Source organism: Pseudoalteromonas sp. NGC95 (genome assembly GCF_015864705.1).
In the GTDB taxonomy this organism is placed as follows: domain Bacteria; phylum Pseudomonadota; class Gammaproteobacteria; order Enterobacterales; family Alteromonadaceae; genus Pseudoalteromonas; species Pseudoalteromonas arctica.
Map to the genome: position 1 here is coordinate 174528 of NZ_JADYWR010000001.1, position 17940 is coordinate 192467.

Genomic DNA, 17940 nt, shown 5'->3' on the forward strand with positions numbered 1-17940 from the left:
ATGAGGTTATTAAATCATTCATTAAACAAAACAACTATGTCTTTAAATCGACCTTAACATTCCAAAAAATAGAACTATAATGATTCATTGGTTACATTTTCAACCTTATAATTACTATGGTTATTTGGAGTGAATTTGGCTACAATTGTTATTGCAAAATACAAAACTAAGGAATGGTTATTTTTACTTATTCTCTCAAACATCAGCTTTATCGTTTACTTATATTGCTAAGTATTCCGGGCACCGCTGTAATTATTTTTACACTGCTGCTTGAACGCGATCACTCTATTGAGCAAAGCGAAAAAAAAGTAGAAAATATTGCTAAGCAATTAATTTTACAGCAAAAGCACTTAGTCGATGATATTGACCGTTTAGCGCGTTATTTGGCTAAAGAGGAAAGTAAGAAAGAAAATCTAGCAACGACCTGCCCTAATTATTTTAATCAATTTAGATCTATTTACGCACATGTTGCCAATATCGGGATTATAGATCCAAATGGCATTGTTATATGTACAACAAGCGGGTTAGCCAAAACAATTAATATTGCCGATCGGGCGTATTTCCAAAACGCCTTAAAAAGTAACCAATTGTCGGTAGGTTATTTTCAGCACGACCGAAGTCTGCAAAAAAACACCCTTAATTTTGCGTTACCTATTATTAATAAAAAAAATGTAATTCAGGGCGTTGTAGTTATCGTTGTTGCGCTTGACTGGTGGAACAATGCTTTTAATGACATTGAACTTCCGCCAGGCTCTATTGCTGCAATTGCTGATTCTAACGGAAAAATTTTAGCGCGTTATCCTCCTACAACGGCCGCGCTTGGCGATAATATTGCACAGACTTTATTAGCAACTGATTCTTCGATTGATAATGAGGCATCAACAAAAATAAAATCTATTGAAGGTGAAGCCCGAATGCTTCACCACTCTATTATTTACAGCGATCCGAGTAATAACAGCTTAAATATACATATCGCACTTCCTGTAACACATGCTTTAAAGCAAATAAATAATAATTTTTTTATAGCGATTGGTGTGTTTATTTTATCGCTGCTGATACTGTCTTTAATTGCACGTAAACTACTTAAAACCAGCATTATTGACCCAATTAATAATCTAACAAATGCAACAAACGTATTGGCTAAGGGCGAGATGCCCGCACAAAAAATACAACCCAATAATCCAGAGCTAAATACTCTCTATCAGCGTTTTAAATCAATGGCGCAAACTCGGTTAACAGCTGAGGCTAATTTAAAAAACAAGCATGATGAGCTTACTAGCTTGCTTAATACTCTGCCCGATAGCTACGTTAGAATTAATATCCATGGCGACATTCTCAACATAACAGGGCAATTTAAGCCTCGAGTAAACCCAAACAGCACTGCAGTACCTCATTTATCATCAATACTTTCACACAGCAATGTTCAGCTTTTGTTATCGCAGTTATCTAAACTTGATGTTTCGAGTAATTTAGAATTCACACTCGAAAAATCAGATCCTAAACGCAGCTTTGAAGCACGTATTAGCGCAATGCAAAGTAAAAATGAATACGTTGTTGTGCTACGAGATATAACACAACGAAAAGTAAATGAAGAAGCACTCCACCTTGCCTCACTAGTGTATAACAACAGTAGTGAAGGCATGGCAATCACCGATCCAACGGGCATTATATTTGATGTAAATCCTGCGTTTTGTAAAACGACTTTATATAGTAAAGAAGAAGTTATTGGCCGGTCCTCTTCAATTCTTTCATCAGGAAAACATGATAAGAATTTTTACAATAAAATGTGGTCTGAATTACAGCAAACAGGCCGCTGGCAAGGCGAGGTTATTAACCGTAAAAAGAACGGGCAGCTTTACTCTGAGTGGCTCACAATCGATACTATTTATGATACAAACAACGCACCTATTCGTCGTATCGCGATATTCACAGACCTCACAGAAAAAAAACAAGCTGATGAAACCATTTGGCGACAAGCTCATTTTGATCACCTAACTGACTTACCAAATCGTTTAGAGTTAAAGGAGCGATTAAATCAACGATTTTCAAATGTTGTTACTCCAGATAATCAATTGGTTGTCATGCTTTTAGATATTGATCACTTTAAAGATATTAATGACACATTAGGCCATCACTATGGCGATAACTTATTAAAACTCGTATCTCAGCGTATAGTCCAGTCGGCAAAAAACGCTGAGTTTGTGGCACGAATTGGGGGAGATGAGTTTGTTATTGTATTTAGTCACATTAAAAGTACGCGCCATATTAATCAAATTGCGAGTAATATTTTACTTAGTCTATCGTCAGCTTTGCATCTTGAAAACGAAGAGTTATTTATTAGTGCAAGCATAGGCATTGCTTGCGCTCCTAATGATGGTGAAAATACTGAACAGCTTTTAAAGGCAGCCGATCAGGCTATGTATAAAGCAAAAAGTAATGGTCGTAACTGTTTTGAGTTTTTCTCTGCTGACATGCGCGAATATGCACACGCGCGCATGGTGCTATTAAAAGACTTACGAAGTGCCATAGAACTTGAACAGTTTGAGTTATTTTATCAGCCCATAGTTGCTTTAAATGATTTACATATTCATAAAGCTGAAGCGCTTATTCGTTGGCAACATCCCGAAAAAGGCCTAATTAGCCCTATCGCATTTATCCCACTTGCTGAAGAAACCAGGCAAATAAATGCAATTGGTCAATTTGTATTTGCCCAAGCTTTGCAAACACTTAACGATATAAAAACACTAACCGATGATACTTTTCAAATAAGTGTAAACGTATCGCCAGTGCAATTATCCACGCCAGAGAGTGGCATAGATGAATGGTACGATATGCTAAAAGCAGCAAAGCTGCCTGCTTCGTCAATTGTCGCAGAAATAACTGAAGGCTTAATGGTTAACCCTGAAGCACTTACGCAAAGACGCCTAAAAGAAATAGTAAAATCAGGTATGCAGCTTGCTCTTGATGACTTTGGTACCGGGTATTCGTCGCTCGCTTACTTACAAGAAATGGACACCGACTATTTAAAAATAGATAAACGTTTTGTTGATAATATTCAAGTAGGCAGCCAAGAACTTGCATTGTGTGAAGCCATCATTGTTATGGCGCATCAGTTGGGCTTAAAAGTAATCGCCGAAGGAATTGAAACTAAATTACAAATGCAGCTACTACTTGAAGCAGGATGCGATTACGGTCAAGGTTATTTATTTTCAAGACCTTTAAATAAAAGCAGTTTTATGGCACTTCTAGCTGATAAAAAAGTAGCTTTGTTAAAATAAATAGACAAAAAATCACTGTTACGCAATAAATAATGCGTCTGCGCGGTCAAGTTAAGCAATCAGATATAAAGTAGTAACAGGATTTAAAAATGGCAAAAGCAACATTAGAGCAATGGCGAATGTTTAAAGCGGTTGTGGATCATGGCGGGTTTGCAGGCGCAAGCGCAGCTGTACATAAAAGTCAGTCAACCGTACACCATGCTGTGCAAAAACTTGAAGCCGCCTTGCAAATTAAGTTGCTTGAAGTAAAAGGCCGTAAAGCATTTTTAACCGATAGCGGTAAGCTGATTTTACGCAGAGCCGAGTTTTTAATTGAGGAAGCGACTAAAATAGAATCGGTAGCAAGTACACTAAGCGAAGGCGTGGAAAGCACATTAAAAATAGCTGTTGATGAGGTTTTTCCACACGCTATTTTATATCAAGCACTTGCTAAAACGAGTGAGCTTTACCCTCTTTTAAAAATTGATTTAGTAGAAAGCGTGCTAACAGGTGCAAACGAATTATTACATAACTCAGTGGTTGATTTAGCTATTTCGTCAATTCCTATCTATGGAATTAGTTGCAGTACGTTATGCGATATAGAGTTTATAGCGGTTGCGCATAAAGACCATGTATTACACCAACATACTGAACAACTCAACTTTCGTGATTTAAAGCTACATAGACAAATAGTAGTTCGCGATTCAGCAACCCACACCAGTCACAATGAAGGCTGGCTAGGTGCAGATATGCGCTGGACAGTAAGCCACTTACGTAACTCTATTGATATGGTTAGTCAAAATTTAGGTTACGCTTGGCTGCCAAAAACACAAATTGCACACTTAATTGAAGATCAAACCCTCATTGCACTTAATTTAGACCAAGGTACAACCCGCACTCTTAATTTATATTTAATGTGCAACGACAACGATAGGCTTGGTCCTGCAGCACAAGAATTTAAAGAGCAAATTACTGCACTTACTAATTTAGCTAATTAATAGCTATTCATTTTTTACATCGAGGTGATCTGCTACATAGGCGCCTCGCTGCCCACGCTCTTTAGCCGGCCCTACAGTGCTATCTTTACCTGTTTGCTGCTCAGTAGCTGCATTAATTACAGCACCTAATGTGATTATATAAGCGCTGATATACAACCACATCAGCATGATCACTACGCCACCAAGCGAACCATACGTTTCGTTGTAACTAGAAAAACGCGACACATAAAATGAAAAACCTATAGACGCCAAAATCCAAAGCACGGTAGCAATAGACGATCCCATCGTGATCCAACGCCATTTAGCAGGTTTACGATGTGGGGCATAACGATATAAAAGCACCAATGCAAAATTAAAGGTAAAAGCCAATAATGGCCAAGAAATGAGTTTAATTAATAAATCTATACTTTCTTTTAGCCCCACTAAATTAAGTACAATAGGTAGGATACCAATAATTAATAGCGCAAAAATTGCGACTACAATCGCTCCTACCGAAAATAGAAAACGGACTAGTTGAGCCTGAAAAAATGAGCGCTTTTCATATTCACGATAACTAATGTTACATGCAGTAATAAGTGCTTGGCTGCCCTTTGAACTACTCCAAATAGTAAGTATGAGCGTACCAATTGCACTTAAGCTCAAGCTTGCACTTGATGTTTTAGCAAGGCTAGAAACCTGAGATAAAATCAGTTCGCTGGTGCTTGGTGGAAGCAAAGTAACTATTTTACTTAAGTGCTCACTAATATCTGTTGGGGATGAAAAGTACGCATACACTGATACCATCGCCGCAATGGCTGGAAAAATAGCAAGTAACGCATAAAATGCCACACCGGCTGCCACTATAGATAAGTTATCTTCACTCATTTGCTTAAAAATACGTTTAACAATATCCCACCAACCTATAAAAGGGATATGTGCAGGCTGCTCTGCTTGCTGTCCTCGTTTAGCTTCTTTCATTCTAAACCTCAATATTTGTATTACGTTACTACAGCAAAATATTTGCCAAGTTATAAGTGTTTGGTACCAAACTTGCTAATATTTATCTATAAATGACTCTAACACGGAAGATAAGCCATGCTCGGTACCCTAAAAAGCAGTGTAGCGCTAAATAATACAACACCAATAACTGACGTGATCAAAGTTGATACACTTTCGTGGAATTTCTTTTATGAGCAAGGCGTGCAATTACTTCACGTAACAGCGCAAATATTACCCACTCTTTTACTCGGCATAATGCTTTTAGTACTCAGTTACTTAATTTCAGGACCACTTTCTAGATTACTAATCAAACCCATTGACTATATGACTGACAGCAAGCTTGTTCACCTAGTTATAAGGCGCAGCATAAGCACCCTAATAATTTTATTTGGGGTATATTTATTTTTACGTTTAGCAGGGCTTACTCAGTTTGCTGTTGCTATTATGAGTGGGACTGGGTTAATAGGTTTAATACTCGGCTTTGCTTTTAGAGACATAGCAGAGAACTTTATTGCTAGTTTATTACTGAGCGTACAAAGACCTTTTAAAATTGACGATGTAATTGAAGTGGATGGCCGATTAGGTATTGTTAAAAAAGTAACCGCAAGAGCAACCACGCTTGTTGATTACGATGGCAATCATATTCAAATACCCAATGCGACTGTATATAAAAATACCATTAAAAACCTGACTGCCAATCCAAAAATGCGCGGCAAAGTAGAAATTGGTATTGGCTACGATAACGATATACGCAGCGCACAAACCCTCGCCCTCGATATTGCCAATCAACAAAATGCAGTACTTAGCGACCCACCCGCGCAGGTTTTAATAAAAAACTTAGGCTCATCTACTATTAACTTCATTTTGTATTTTTGGGTTAATAGCGAGCAGCACAGTCCATTAAAAGTAGCCTCCCAGCTTATGCGCGAATTAGTCAATGAGTTCACAAAACAAAACATCAGCATGCCTGATGACGCACGAGAGAGAATTATACTCACCGACCCTAATGAAAGTGTTTCTAGTTTAGGGGAAGAACAACCATCGCAAATACAAAGCGAAAAAAATGAAACTGTTGAGCAAACTAAAACGCTTGATGATGTAAGTAGTGATACCGACGAAATACGTGAACAAGCAGAGCAATCTCGCGATCCAGAACAAGGGAAAAATATTATTTAATAATGCTTAAATTGTATTAACTAAAACTTAAACACAAAAAAGCCCGCAGTATTAACTGCGGGCTTTTTATTGAATGAGTGAGTCAGCCGTATAAGCCGGGTTTTGTCCTTTCCGAAGAAAGTGATAATCATTCGTCTAGGCCATAAATCGCTCTATGGCTCAAGCAACCTACCCGGTTCCAACGTGGGCCACGCCATAAGGAACCCTATTTGGTCTTGCTCCGAGTGGAGTTTACCTTGCAACCGACTATTACTAGCGGCCCGGTGCGCTCTTACCGCACCCTTTCACCCTTACCAATCCGAAAATTGGCGGTCTCCTCTCTGCTGCACTTGTCGTGGGCTCACGCCCCCCAGCCGTTAGCTGGCACTCTGCCCTATGGAGCCCGGACTTTCCTCCCCCTGATCATTTTCGTCACAGGCAGCGATCATCTTGGCTGACTCGGCGCGCAGTATACATGAGGCTAATACCAAGCGCAGTAAAATTTACTCTTTTTCTTCAATAATTGTTTTGTATAAAGCGTTTTTCTTCATACCAAAGTATTCGGCTACAACGCCACAGGCTTTTTTCATTGGCATTTCACTTTCAAGCAGTGCCAGCATTTTGCGCGCTTCAGGCGGAACATCGTCTATTTGCTTTGGTTTGCCCGGAAGCATAAGCACTATTTCGCCGCGCTGCTTGGTAGGATCATCAGTTAAAAACTGTTTAAGCTCACTTACACTACCATTAAAAAATGTTTCAAAGGTTTTGGTTAGCTCTTTAGCAAACACAACTTGCTGCTCATCACCAAGGGCTAGTGCTAAATCATCAAGGCTTGCCATAATACGGTGCGTACTTTCGTACATTATGCTGGTAATGCCTGAGTTAACAGCTTCGGTAAAAAAGTCTTGGCGAGCTTTGCTTTTAGCTGGCGTAAAACCAATAAACTGAAAGCGGTCGGTTGGTAAACCTGAACAACATACGGCTGTAATTGCAGCACATGCACCTGGAACAGGTGTAACATGAGCGCCTTGTTCGCGACACAGATTTACAACAGCGTAGCCTGGATCACTAATTAGCGGTGTACCAGCGTCAGATACTAAAGCAATATTTAAACCTTGATTAAGTTGATCAATAATTTGTTGTGCTTTTTGCTTTTCGTTGTGGTCGTGTAATGCAAACGTTTTTGCCTTAATACCAAAGTGGCTAAGTAGCTTGCCGGTATGGCGAGTGTCTTCAGCAGCTATTAAGTCAACTTGCGATAATGTCGCAATGGCACGGTGACTTAAGTCGTCATAATTGCCAATTGGGGTGGCAACAATGTAAAGAGTGCCAATTTTCTGTGAATTCTCCTCATTTAACATTGAGGTCTCCTGCGTCAGTCAGTAATATAAGCAAATCGCGTTAACGTATTGGGAAATCATTGTGCGACTTAAACTAGTTAGTCTATTAATTATATTGTCAGGGTTATCGGCGTGTAGCACAACCGAAAAACCAACTAAAAACAGCGATAACGTAAGTAACCGCACTAATGCACTGCAAAATCAGGCAACCAGTGCGCAATCTATCTATCAATTGGCGCAAAACCGCCAAGGTGCCGATAAAATACAGTTATTGTATAGCGCCCGTGATGCAGCAATTAGTGAGCAAAACTGGCCTTTATTAGAGATAATTGGTAATGAGCTTGAATTAACCGCAAGTGTTGATCAAATCCAGAACCGTCTTTATATTGCATTTGCACAAAAACAACAGAATAAAAATGATCAAGCTTTGGTTATTTTACAGTCGCTAGACGGACAACTGACTCAACCTGAGCATTTTGCTTGGCATCAGTTTTTAACAGCTAGTATTTACGCATCGCAAAATTTTCCTAAAAAAGCCGCACCCTACTTTTTTAGGGCCTCTGAAACAGCAACAAAAAATAATATAGAAATCCCTCAACTTAATCAAAATTTGTGGGATAACTTAAAGCAACTCTCTTCTTATGCGCTTGAACGTTTTAACCGTGGTTCGGTTATTCAGCAAGGGTGGGCTAACCTAGCGTTATATCATCAAGTATATGCAAGTAGTGGCGTAGAGTTAGATCAAGCGATCAACAATTGGCGCAGACGCTATATTGGGCATCCGGCTTTTACTGTATTACCTGAACAAGATGAAATGCTTACTGAACTTGCTCCTATCAATATAGAGCGCTTAGTTGTGCTGTTTCCACAATCGGGCCCTAACGAACGTTTAGGTGATGCCCTTAAAGCTGGCGTATTAGCTGCACTTGATACGCAAAATATCAACGACACTATTTTTATTGATGAAAACCTAAGTACAGAAGAAATTGCAGCGCAACTTGAAGAAATAAAGCCTGACTTTGTAATTGGTCCTCTACTTAAAGCAAATATTGATAAACTAGCTAATGCGCAAACTCTTATTGATACTCCGGTACTGCATTTAAACACCTTTGATGGTGAGCGAATTTCGCTTCAGCATTATTACTTTGCACTAAACCCTGAGCACGAAGTACAACAAGCCTTAGAACACTTTTTAACTAAGGGCTATCAAAAACCTATGTTGCTTGCACCAAATAACGCAAATGGCCAACGCTTGGTTGATTACTTTAACTTACAGTGGCAACGCTATAGCGAAACCAAGCCGCAAATAGGTTTTTATAACGATAAAAAAGATATGCCTAATACAATTACCAGCTTGTTAGAAGTTGATAAATCAAAAGAGCGCATAAAAACGATTAAAGCACTATTTAAACAGGAAGTAGAAAACGAAACCCGTTCGCGTAGTGATATAGACGTTATTTATATTTTGGGTGATGCAATAGAAACACGCTTAATTAAACCCTACCTCGATGTAAACGTAAGTACATTTGCAGATCGTATTCCACTTTATGCCAGCTCTAAAAGTCATAGTAAACAAATTGACAGTACTGACAAAGGCGACTTAGACGGCCTATACTTCACTGAATTGCCGTGGATGCTCGATTCGCAAATTAAACAACATAACTTACGCCAGCAGTATGATTCGTTATGGCCAGAGCAAGTAGATATTAGCCAACGCTTATTTGCAATGGCGTACGATGCTGTATCAATATTACATGACATCAGGCAGTTAAGCGTAATGCCAGGCAATCAATATAGTGGTTTAAGCGGTAAGTTATCTGTTAATACCAGCGGCCATATAGAACGCACGCTCGACTGGGCTCAATATACAAACCGTCGCATTAAGCCTGTGCAATTAGAAACACAACGCCCTGTACCATTGTTTATGCAATCAGCGGGTGAAATACAAACTATCAATTAAGTTTAATTAAGGGGGCGGCATGTCGTGGTTTAAAGAGCTGTGGCACAATAGTCGCGAAAAAGGCCAGTATTATGAGCTTGAAGCGCAAAAATACTTAGTTACTCAAGGGCTAACACCCATAGAACGTAATTATTACTGCCCCTTTGGTGAGCTTGATGTCATTATGAAAGAAGGCGATACCCTTGTATTCGTTGAGGTTAAGTTTCGCAAAAATAATGCTCGTGGCGGTGCCAACTATGCGCTTAGTCCACAAAAACAAGCTCGATTAAAACGTAGTATTTATCATTACTTAGCAGCTAAAAATTTAACTAACCAAGCTCTAAGAATTGATTATGTAGCCATTACAGGAGAAGCATCTCCTAATATTAATTGGCTTAAAAATGTATTTTAAACGCAAATACAAAGATAAATTATTGGTAGGCTATGCAAGACACAATTAAAGAAATTTTTACAGAAAGCATTCAAGTTCAAATCGCTGCTGGTGAAGTGCTACCTAGTGCGCTTGAGTCAGCTGCATTTACTATTGCACAAAGTCTGATCAACGGAAATAAACTCATTTGCTGCGGTACTGCAAATTGCCACATGCTCGCTCAGCATATGGCGGGTGTGTTGGTTAATCATTATGAAACCGAACGTCCCTGCTTACCTGCAATTGCTCTATCGCAAGAAAACGTTAATCTGGGGCAAAGTACTCAAGTAGACGATCACGATACATTTGCTCGCCAAGTCCGCGCTTTTGCCCAACAAGGTGATTTATTGCTTGTACTGGCTATAAACGGTAACGAAAAACATGTTATTTCTGCCGTTGAAGCTGCACTAACTAAAGATATGAAGGTCATCGTTATGGTTGGTGATGATGGTGGCGAGTTGGTAGGCCTACTTGGACCTAACGATGTTGAAATTAGATCGCCATCTAAACGCCCTAGCCGCATTATCGAATCCCATTTAGTTAACTTACATTGTTTAAGCGAACTTGTTGATTTAACGCTTTTCCCTCAGGATGAAAATTATGTTTAAACGCTCTCTTATTGTTTTAGGTACTGTTGTATTACTGCAAGGCTGCGCAGCCGCTGTTGTTGCAGGTACAGCCAGTGCAGTAACTGCAGCGAACGATCGCCGTACTATTGGCTCTCAAATTGACGATAACAATATTGAAATAAAAGCCAGTATTGCACTTAGCGAAGTAGAACGTCTTGAAAAGTTTGCCAATATAAGCGCTGTAAGCGTTAACGGTATTGTTTTACTTGTTGGCCAAGTATCTAACGAAGAAATGAGAAACGAAGCGCAGCGCACCATTGAGGGCGTTTCAGGTATTCGTAAAATACATAACCAAATTCGTATTGGCTCAAATACTGGCATTACTACACAAACTCACGACTCTTGGCTAACTTCTAAAGTAAAAGCCCAGCTACTAACAGCAAAAGACATTAGCAGTAATAACATTAAAGTAGTGACAGAAAATGCTGAAGTTTTTTTAATGGGCTTAGTATCTGACTCTGAGTCAACTCAAGCTGTAAATATTGCCCGCAATGTTTCTGGCGTAGAGCGTGTAATTAAAGTATTTGAATATATGTAAAGCAAAATACAGACATAAAAAAACCGCTTATTCAGCGGTTTTTTTTTGGCATTTACTTATTATTTAATAACGCGTAAATGAGAGCCTTTTTTCTTCTCAGGCTTTTCTGGTGGTGTTTCATCAATAAACTCAGCTGATGAATCAACACTTTCAAGCTCTGGCACAAAATCGTCTTCGTCCTCTAAAAACTCATCTGCGGTAAAGACTGTTCCTTCGCCATTTTCACGCGCGTATATTGCAAGCACAGCACCTAGGGGTACATACACTTGCATTGGCTGACCACCAAAGCGCGCACTGAAGCTAAGTTGGGTTAAGTCTAACGAAAACTGTGTGACCGCTGATGGACTTATGTTTAAAACAATTTGTCCGTCTTGAACAAATTGTGTTGGCACTTGTACATTCGCAAATCCAGCGTCTACCACTAAATGCGGTGTACACTCGTTATCGACTATCCAATCAAAAAAAGCACGTAATAAATAAGGACGATTAGGCGTCATTATAAACGGATCTCACGCTCAGCTTCAGTTAAAGAGGCTTGGAATGACTCACGTTCAAATAAACGGATCATGTACTCTTTAAGCTCTTTAGAACCTGCACCATTAAGCTCAATACCAAACTCTGGTAAACGCCATAATAGTGGAGCTAAATAACAGTCTACTAAGCTAAACTCTTCACTCATAAAGTAAGGTGCTTCGCTAAAAATAGGTGCTACAGCAAGCAATGCTTCTGTTAGCTCTTTACGAGCTTGAGCAGCGTCTGACGTGTTGTTACTGATTTTGTCAGCTAGGCTGTACCAATCAGTATCAATACGATGCATCATTAAGCGGCTACGACCACGCATTACCGGGTAAACAGGCATTAGTGGAGGATGAGGAAAACGTTCATCAAGGTATTCCATGATGATGTTTGCCTGGTATAAACCAAGCTCACGGTCAATCAGTGTTGGCACTGTACCGTAAGGGTTAATTTCGTGAAGTGCTTCTGGCAAGTTATCTTTTTCAGCCAAATGAATATCTACACTTACACCTTTTTCCGCAAGTACAATACGTACTTGGTGGCTATACATACAGTTAGCACCAGAAAAAAGGGTCATTACAGGGCGCTTATTGGCAGCTACGGCCATGCCTATACCTCCATTAAATAACTAAAACAGCAAAAGGGGCTTAAGCCCCTATTGCAAAATTACCTTTAAAAATGTTCAACCTAATGAACATCTCTCCAGTATTCTTTCTTAAGCATAAATGCCAAGATAAACAGGATAATTAAAAATCCTATTACCTTAATACCTAGCGCTTCCGATTCAAGACGTGAAGGTTCACCCACGTACTCAAGGAAGTTTGTTAAATCACGAGCCGCTTGGTCGTATTCATCTATGCTTAATTCGCCCGTACCATCTGTTTCAGTAGCAATAACTTTAGTCACAGTGTGACCATGCTCTTGTACTTCTTTAGTGATAGGTGTTGGTAAACCTTGTAGTTCTTGAAGAACGTGAGGCATACCTACCGATGGGAAAACAATGTTGTTAACCCCAAACGGGCGAGATTCATCTTTATAAAACGATTTTAAGTACGTGTAAATATAATCTGGTGATTTTACACGAGCAATTAGAGTTAAATCCGGCGGAGCCGCACCAAACCATTTTGCTGCATCGTCTTTTGTAATCGCGTTAGTAATATGACTACCAACTTTAGAACCGTCAAAAATCAACTGCTCTAAACCAACCTCTGTTGGGATACCGATATCACGAAAAGTACGTTCATAACGTTGATACTGCATTTGGTGACAACCAAGACAGTAGTTCATGAACAACTTTGCACCGCGTTGTAAAGATGGTTGATCAGTAAGGTCGTTGTTCGCTTCCATTAAAGGAACCGATGGACCCGCTGCCATAACCATGTTCGGCAACAAGTTTACTGATAAAGCAAATAAACCAATAATAAGCTTCTTCATCATTTCGTTAACCTCTCTGGCAATGGCTTAGTTTTTTCGTTCTTACTGTATACAAACAACAGTACGAAGAACATAAAGTAAGTCACAGTACAGATTTGAGAAATAATCGTTTTCATATCAGTTTGTGGAGTTGCACCCACCCAACCTAGAAGAACGAAAGTTACAACAAAACCTGCAATGTTCCATTTATGGAAACCACAACGGTAACGAACCGATTTAACTCTACCACGGTCTACCCAAGGTAGTAACGCAAGTACCACAATCGATGCACCCATCGCCGCAACACCGATTAACTTATCAGGGATTGCACGTAAGATTGCATAGAATGGCGTAAAGTACCAAACCGGGAAAATATGCTCAGGTGTTTTAAGTGGGTTAGCTGCCTCGAAGTTTGGACCTTCTAAAAAGAAGCCATTCATCGCTGGCATAAAGAACACAACCCAACAGAACAATATTAAGAAACCAACCACACCCACAATATCTTTAACTGTGTAGTAAGGGTGGAACGGTATCGCATCAACAATATCTTTCTTGTCAGTGTAATACTCATGAAATTTAAATTTAGGCTTATCTTCTTCAGCTACTGAGCCTTTCTTACGTTTAATCTCAATACCTTCAGGGTTATTTGAACCCACTTCGTGTAGAGCAACAATGTGTAAGAAAACTAAGATTACAATAACCAGTGGTAGTGCAATTACATGTAATGCAAAGAAACGGTTAAGCGTTGCACCTGATATTACATAGTCACCACGGATCCAAAGTGTTAAGTCATCACCAATAACCGGAATAGCCCCGAATAAGGAGATGATTACCTGTGCACCCCAGAACGACATTTGCCCCCATGGTAATAAATACCCCATGAATGCTTCAGCCATTAGCGCTAAGAAAATAAACATACCAAATAACCACAGTAACTCACGTGGTTTTTGATAAGAACCGTAGATCATGCCACGGAACATATGCATATATACAACGATGAAAAACGCTGATGCACCGGTTGAGTGCAAGTAACGTAATAACCAGCCATATTCTACATCACGCATGATGTATTCTACTGAAGCGAATGCGCCTTCAGAAGACGGAACAAAGTTCATCGTTAACCAAATACCTGTTAGGATTTGGTTTACTAGTACCAACATGGCTAATGAGCCAAAAAAGTACCAGAAGTTAAAGTTTTTAGGTGCTGGATACTGTGCAATGTGCATGTTCCAAACACGTGTCATTGGGATACGGTCGTCTATCCAACCAATAATCTTACCAAACATTAGGCTGCCCCTTTTTCTTCGCCCACTAAAATAGTGGTCTCATCAAGAAAAGTATAAGGTGGTATCTCTAAGTTTAATGGAGCAGGTACCGATTGAAATACACGGCCAGCCATATCAAATTTAGAACCATGACATGGGCAATAGAAGCCATCATCGGTTCCTTCAACTTTCTCACTAAAGTTACCTTGGAAAAAGCCAGGTGAACACCCTAAATGCGTACAAATACCTACAGCCAGAAAGATTTCTGGACGTAATGAACGGTAATCATTTGTTGATGATTCTAATTGTTGTGGCTCTTGCGAATGCGGATCACGAAGTTGACCTTCATGTTCTTTCATTTGCTCAAGCATTTTTGGGGTCCGTGATACAACCCATACAGGTTTACCACGCCACTCGACACGTATTAATTGTCCCGGTTCAAGTTTGCTGATATCTACTTCTACAGGCGCACCCGCAGATTTAGCTCGCTCACTTGGATTCCAAGACGCAATAAAAGGAACAGCAGCCCCAGCCGCACCAACACCACCTACAACAGAGGTAGCTATGGTTAAAAAGCGACGTCGGCCATTGTCTACAGGCGCATTGCTCATCCACTTATCTCCACTATGATTCTCAACACTTGCTATATTGAGAACATCAGTTACAGCAGGTTAATTATTCGAATTTTTAAAATAGAAGCGATCATAATTAAAACCCTTGATTAAAACAAGGTTATTCAAAGCCCTATGCTCGAATAAAACTAACTTGATCAAAATTTGATTAAGTAAGCTCGAGAATAAAGCCGAACGACTATAATAACGCTTCTGTAAAAACAATATACTGACCAAGATCAACACCACTAAGAGGAAACAGTAAAAACTGTACATAGTGCGGTTAAACTCACTCATTTTACTTCAATGCCAATTGTAGCAAAAAATTCCACCAATTAACTGATGGATTTAAACTAATTACGATAATTATTTAACTTTTTTGCAGCTATCTGAGTGTTTTTTAACTTTCGTTTGATTAATACGCAGTTATTAATCAATTTGATCATCATTAATTGCTGCAATCACCCAGTATCACCATCGATATAAATAACTTTATATTAAGTTGCAAATGTAAACATTTTGATTTGAAAACAAAAAACCCAGCATAAGCTGGGTTTTTGAATTCTTGATAACGTATAGATTAACGTTTTGAGAACTGTGGACGCTTACGCGCTTTCTTAAGACCCACTTTCTTACGTTCAACTTTACGTGCATCACGTGTAACAAAACCTGCTTTACGAAGTTGTGAACGTAATGATTCGTCAAACTCCATAAGTGCACGAGTGATACCATGACGGATAGCACCAGCTTGACCAGTTGTACCACCACCAGAAACGGTGATGTAAAGGTCAAATTTTTCAGTCATATCAACTAGCTCAAGAGCTTGATGAACAACCATGCGTGCTGTTTCGCGACCAAAATACTCTTCTAGAGAGCGTTTGTTGATTACGATGTTACCAGTGCCTGGGCGTAAGAATACGCGAGCACTTGAACTTTTACGACGACCTGTACCGTAGTATTGATTTGCCATGATGGTGCTCCTTAAATGTCTAGAACCTGAGGCTGTTGTGCAGCATGGTTGTGCTCAGTACCTGTGTAAACTTTAAGTTTACGGTACATAGCGCGGCCTAAAGGACCACGTGGCAACATGCCCTTAACAGCCTTCTCGATGATCATTTCAGGCTTTGCAGCTTGAAGTTTATCAAAAGTAGTAGACTTAAGACCACCTGGAAAACCAGAGTGTGAATAGTACACTTTGTTTTTGAATTTGTTACCAGTTACAGTAACTTTTTCAGCGTTGATAACGATGATATAATCACCAGTATCTACGTGCGGTGTATATTCAACTTTATGCTTACCGCGTAGGCGATGAGCGATTTCAGTAGCGATGCGACCTAAAGTTTTACCTTCAGCGTCAACTACGTACCAGTCACGTTTTACTGTTTCTGGTTTAGCAACAAACGTTTTCATTTATAAAAATCCAATGTTTTTCAATTAAAACCACAAGTAGTTAATATTAACTACTGCTCTAAGTTTGCTATAACCCCTTCGAGTTTTAGACTTTTGCGCCGCTCACAAGTGGCTAGACTATATGAGGGCATAGAACGCAACGTGGCAGACGCGGGAGTATACCAGCACTTAAAACACATTGCTACTCGCCGGTTGTTTTTTCCACAAGAAATTTTAGAAATAAGAAGTACTATATATGCACCTCTTATTCTTAATGGCTAACCTATTACACTTTTACCTACTAATTTAAACCAAATGCTCTCTAGCTAAATACTCTAGAGACTGCATTTCTTGCAAACGGCTTATACAGCGCTTAAATTCAAAGTTTAAATTACCTTGGGTATAAAGTTCGGTAATAGGTTTTTCAGCCGATATAATTAAAGTTACATGGCGCTCGTAAAATTCATCCACTAAAGCAATAAAGCGTCTAGCGGCATCATCATTAGTTTGCCCAAGCTGTTTTACGTTAGAAATAATCACCGTATTATATAAGCGACTAATCTCCATGTAATCAACCTGACTACGCGCTGTTTCGCATAATTCACTAAACTCAAACATCACCACGCATTTAGCTACTTTTCGCGTTTTGATTAAACGACCTTCTATCTCTATCGGCTCATCTAATTGTCCAGGCTCTGACGATAGCTTATCGAAGTATTCAAATAAGTTTTTATCCGCTTCTTTATCTAACGGACTATGAAAAATTTCGGCTTGCTCTAAGGTACGCAACCGATAATCAATACCTGAGTCTACATTAACTATTTCTGTATTGAGCTTAACCAGTTCTATAGCAGGGACAAAGCGGGCACGCTGCAAGCCATTTCTGTAAAGCTCATCAGGCACTATATTAGATGTAGCAACAAGTACTATACCCCGTGCAAATAGCGCTTCCATTAAGCCACCTAGCAACATAGCATCGGTAATGTCTTGAACAAAAAACTCATCAAAACAAATTATGTCTGTTTCTGCTTTGAAAGTGTCGGCTATTTTTTCTAATGGATTAGCCGTATTGTTTAGTTTTTTAAGCTCATTATGCACTCGGTGCATAAATCGATGAAAGTGCACGCGCATTTTACGTGTGCCCGGTAGTGATTCGTAAAAAGTGTCAACTAAATAAGTTTTACCACGCCCTACTCCACCCCAAAAGTACAAACCTTTTATAGGCGCAGGTTCATCTTTACTAAATAACTTAGCAAAAAAACCTTTTTGTTTTGGCTTTGCCTGAGTTAGGTCATCGTATAGACGTTGTAAATGGCGCACAGCATTTTCTTGTGCTGCGTCGTGTACAAAGTCATCTCGCTTTAAGTCTTGTTGGTATGTTTGCCAAGGAGTCATATCTATTTACAGTTAAAACACAGTTTAATTTGCAAAGCATATTAACACGCATCATAACTCGGGGTATATTACACTTAGTATGATTTA

Annotated in this window: 17 protein-coding genes and 1 other RNA gene; 7 read left to right on the forward strand and 11 right to left on the reverse strand. The window is 39.4% G+C overall.

The features are described 5' to 3' along the window. The first annotated feature begins 173 nt into the window (after window positions 1-173). Both I6E70_RS00800 and I6E70_RS00805 read left to right on the forward strand, forming a co-directional pair. Window positions 174-3278: a bifunctional diguanylate cyclase/phosphodiesterase gene (locus tag I6E70_RS00800; RefSeq protein WP_197187823.1), complete on the forward strand. Its 3105-nt coding sequence runs from the start codon at window positions 174-176 to the stop codon at window positions 3276-3278. 89 nt (window positions 3279-3367) lie between these two features. Further along, a complete protein-coding gene (locus tag I6E70_RS00805) occupies window positions 3368-4255 on the forward strand; it encodes a LysR family transcriptional regulator (protein WP_010554286.1) in 888 nt (295 codons plus the stop codon). Window positions 4256-4258: 3 nt separating this feature from the next. On the opposite strand, the gene I6E70_RS00810 is transcribed toward I6E70_RS00805, so the two are convergent. Then, window positions 4259-5212 (reverse strand): YihY/virulence factor BrkB family protein, encoded by a 954-nt coding sequence (locus tag I6E70_RS00810; RefSeq protein ID WP_007582878.1) that lies wholly within the window; start codon window positions 5210-5212, stop codon window positions 4259-4261. 117 nt (window positions 5213-5329) lie between these two features. Between I6E70_RS00810 and I6E70_RS00815 the strand changes: the two genes are divergently transcribed. After that, window positions 5330-6409, forward strand: a complete 1080-nt coding sequence (locus tag I6E70_RS00815; protein ID WP_197187824.1) for a mechanosensitive ion channel family protein — start codon at window positions 5330-5332, stop codon at window positions 6407-6409. Window positions 6410-6484: 75 nt separating this feature from the next. Here the strand turns inward: I6E70_RS00815 and rnpB are convergent. Beyond that, window positions 6485-6849, reverse strand: an RNA gene (gene rnpB / locus I6E70_RS00820) — RNase P RNA component class A. A 42-nt stretch (window positions 6850-6891) separates the two neighbouring features. After that, window positions 6892-7749, reverse strand: a complete 858-nt coding sequence (rsmI, locus tag I6E70_RS00825; RefSeq protein WP_010554279.1) for a 16S rRNA (cytidine(1402)-2'-O)-methyltransferase — start codon at window positions 7747-7749, stop codon at window positions 6892-6894. 61 nt (window positions 7750-7810) lie between these two features. On the opposite strand from rsmI, the gene I6E70_RS00830 reads away from it, so the two are divergent. The 4 genes from I6E70_RS00830 to dolP are packed head-to-tail and all read left to right on the forward strand — an operon-like array spanning window position 7811 to window position 11264. Beyond that, window positions 7811-9688 (forward strand): penicillin-binding protein activator, encoded by a 1878-nt coding sequence (locus I6E70_RS00830; protein ID WP_197187825.1) that lies wholly within the window; start codon window positions 7811-7813, stop codon window positions 9686-9688. Between the two features lie 19 nt (window positions 9689-9707). Beyond that, on the forward strand, window positions 9708-10079 hold the full coding sequence (locus I6E70_RS00835; protein ID WP_010554278.1) for a YraN family protein: 372 nt from the start codon (window positions 9708-9710) through the stop codon (window positions 10077-10079). A gap of 32 nt (window positions 10080-10111) precedes the next feature. Further along, entirely contained in the window at window positions 10112-10705 is a 594-nt protein-coding gene (locus I6E70_RS00840) for an SIS domain-containing protein (protein ID WP_002957968.1), read from the forward strand. Beyond that, complete coding sequence (dolP, locus tag I6E70_RS00845) at window positions 10698-11264, forward strand: division/outer membrane stress-associated lipid-binding lipoprotein (protein ID WP_024590201.1); 567 nt, start codon at window positions 10698-10700, stop codon at window positions 11262-11264. The genes I6E70_RS00840 and dolP overlap by 8 nt, the downstream gene beginning before the upstream one ends. A 59-nt stretch (window positions 11265-11323) precedes the next feature. Here dolP and I6E70_RS00850 read toward each other — a convergent pair whose 3' ends face one another. The 8 genes from I6E70_RS00850 to zapE form a co-directional block, all read right to left on the reverse strand. Continuing rightward, window positions 11324-11761 carry a ClpXP protease specificity-enhancing factor gene (locus I6E70_RS00850; protein ID WP_007580339.1) on the reverse strand — a complete coding sequence of 146 codons (438 nt, stop codon included), beginning with the start codon at window positions 11759-11761 and terminating at the stop codon, window positions 11324-11326. Then, window positions 11761-12387 (reverse strand): stringent starvation protein SspA, encoded by a 627-nt coding sequence (sspA, locus tag I6E70_RS00855; protein ID WP_002957965.1) that lies wholly within the window; start codon window positions 12385-12387, stop codon window positions 11761-11763. The genes I6E70_RS00850 and sspA overlap by 1 nt, the downstream gene beginning before the upstream one ends. An 80-nt stretch (window positions 12388-12467) precedes the next feature. Next, window positions 12468-13217: a cytochrome c1 gene (locus I6E70_RS00860; RefSeq protein WP_007580337.1), complete on the reverse strand. Its 750-nt coding sequence runs from the start codon at window positions 13215-13217 to the stop codon at window positions 12468-12470. Beyond that, on the reverse strand, window positions 13214-14479 hold the full coding sequence (locus tag I6E70_RS00865; protein WP_007580335.1) for a cytochrome b: 1266 nt from the start codon (window positions 14477-14479) through the stop codon (window positions 13214-13216). The genes I6E70_RS00860 and I6E70_RS00865 overlap by 4 nt, the downstream gene beginning before the upstream one ends. Further along, window positions 14479-15069: a ubiquinol-cytochrome c reductase iron-sulfur subunit gene (gene petA, locus I6E70_RS00870; protein WP_007580333.1), complete on the reverse strand. Its 591-nt coding sequence runs from the start codon at window positions 15067-15069 to the stop codon at window positions 14479-14481. Before petA ends, I6E70_RS00865 begins: the two co-directional genes overlap by 1 nt. Before the next feature lie 580 nt (window positions 15070-15649). Further along, window positions 15650-16042 (reverse strand): 30S ribosomal protein S9, encoded by a 393-nt coding sequence (rpsI, locus tag I6E70_RS00875; RefSeq protein WP_024590200.1) that lies wholly within the window; start codon window positions 16040-16042, stop codon window positions 15650-15652. 8 nt (window positions 16043-16050) lie between these two features. After that, the gene (gene rplM, locus I6E70_RS00880; protein WP_007378318.1) at window positions 16051-16479 is read right to left on the reverse strand and encodes a 50S ribosomal protein L13; all 429 of its coding nucleotides are present in this window, start codon (window positions 16477-16479) and stop codon (window positions 16051-16053) included. 285 nt (window positions 16480-16764) lie between these two features. After that, window positions 16765-17853: a cell division protein ZapE gene (zapE, locus tag I6E70_RS00885; protein WP_010554277.1), complete on the reverse strand. Its 1089-nt coding sequence runs from the start codon at window positions 17851-17853 to the stop codon at window positions 16765-16767. Window positions 17854-17940: the final 87 nt, after the last annotated feature.

Excerpts from the sequence above, each read along its gene's own strand:
- I6E70_RS00840 (WP_002957968.1), top strand. The coding sequence starts at position 10,112 with ATGCAAGACACAATTAAAGAAATTTTTACAGAAAGCATTCAAGTTCAA.
- I6E70_RS00850 (WP_007580339.1), bottom strand. The coding sequence starts at position 11,761 with ATGACGCCTAATCGTCCTTATTTATTACGTGCTTTTTTTGATTGGATA.
- dolP (WP_024590201.1), top strand. The coding sequence starts at position 10,698 with ATGTTTAAACGCTCTCTTATTGTTTTAGGTACTGTTGTATTACTGCAA.
- I6E70_RS00815 (WP_197187824.1), top strand. The coding sequence starts at position 5,330 with ATGCTCGGTACCCTAAAAAGCAGTGTAGCGCTAAATAATACAACACCA.
- I6E70_RS00860 (WP_007580337.1), bottom strand. The coding sequence starts at position 13,217 with ATGATGAAGAAGCTTATTATTGGTTTATTTGCTTTATCAGTAAACTTG.
- I6E70_RS00800 (WP_197187823.1), top strand. The coding sequence starts at position 174 with ATGGTTATTTTTACTTATTCTCTCAAACATCAGCTTTATCGTTTACTT.
- I6E70_RS00865 (WP_007580335.1), bottom strand. The coding sequence starts at position 14,479 with ATGTTTGGTAAGATTATTGGTTGGATAGACGACCGTATCCCAATGACA.
- I6E70_RS00805 (WP_010554286.1), top strand. The coding sequence starts at position 3,368 with ATGGCAAAAGCAACATTAGAGCAATGGCGAATGTTTAAAGCGGTTGTG.
- rplM (WP_007378318.1), bottom strand. The coding sequence starts at position 16,479 with ATGAAAACGTTTGTTGCTAAACCAGAAACAGTAAAACGTGACTGGTAC.
- I6E70_RS00835 (WP_010554278.1), top strand. The coding sequence starts at position 9,708 with ATGTCGTGGTTTAAAGAGCTGTGGCACAATAGTCGCGAAAAAGGCCAG.
- zapE (WP_010554277.1), bottom strand. The coding sequence starts at position 17,853 with ATGACTCCTTGGCAAACATACCAACAAGACTTAAAGCGAGATGACTTT.
- I6E70_RS00810 (WP_007582878.1), bottom strand. The coding sequence starts at position 5,212 with ATGAAAGAAGCTAAACGAGGACAGCAAGCAGAGCAGCCTGCACATATC.
- petA (WP_007580333.1), bottom strand. The coding sequence starts at position 15,069 with ATGAGCAATGCGCCTGTAGACAATGGCCGACGTCGCTTTTTAACCATA.
- sspA (WP_002957965.1), bottom strand. The coding sequence starts at position 12,387 with ATGGCCGTAGCTGCCAATAAGCGCCCTGTAATGACCCTTTTTTCTGGT.
- rsmI (WP_010554279.1), bottom strand. The coding sequence starts at position 7,749 with ATGTTAAATGAGGAGAATTCACAGAAAATTGGCACTCTTTACATTGTT.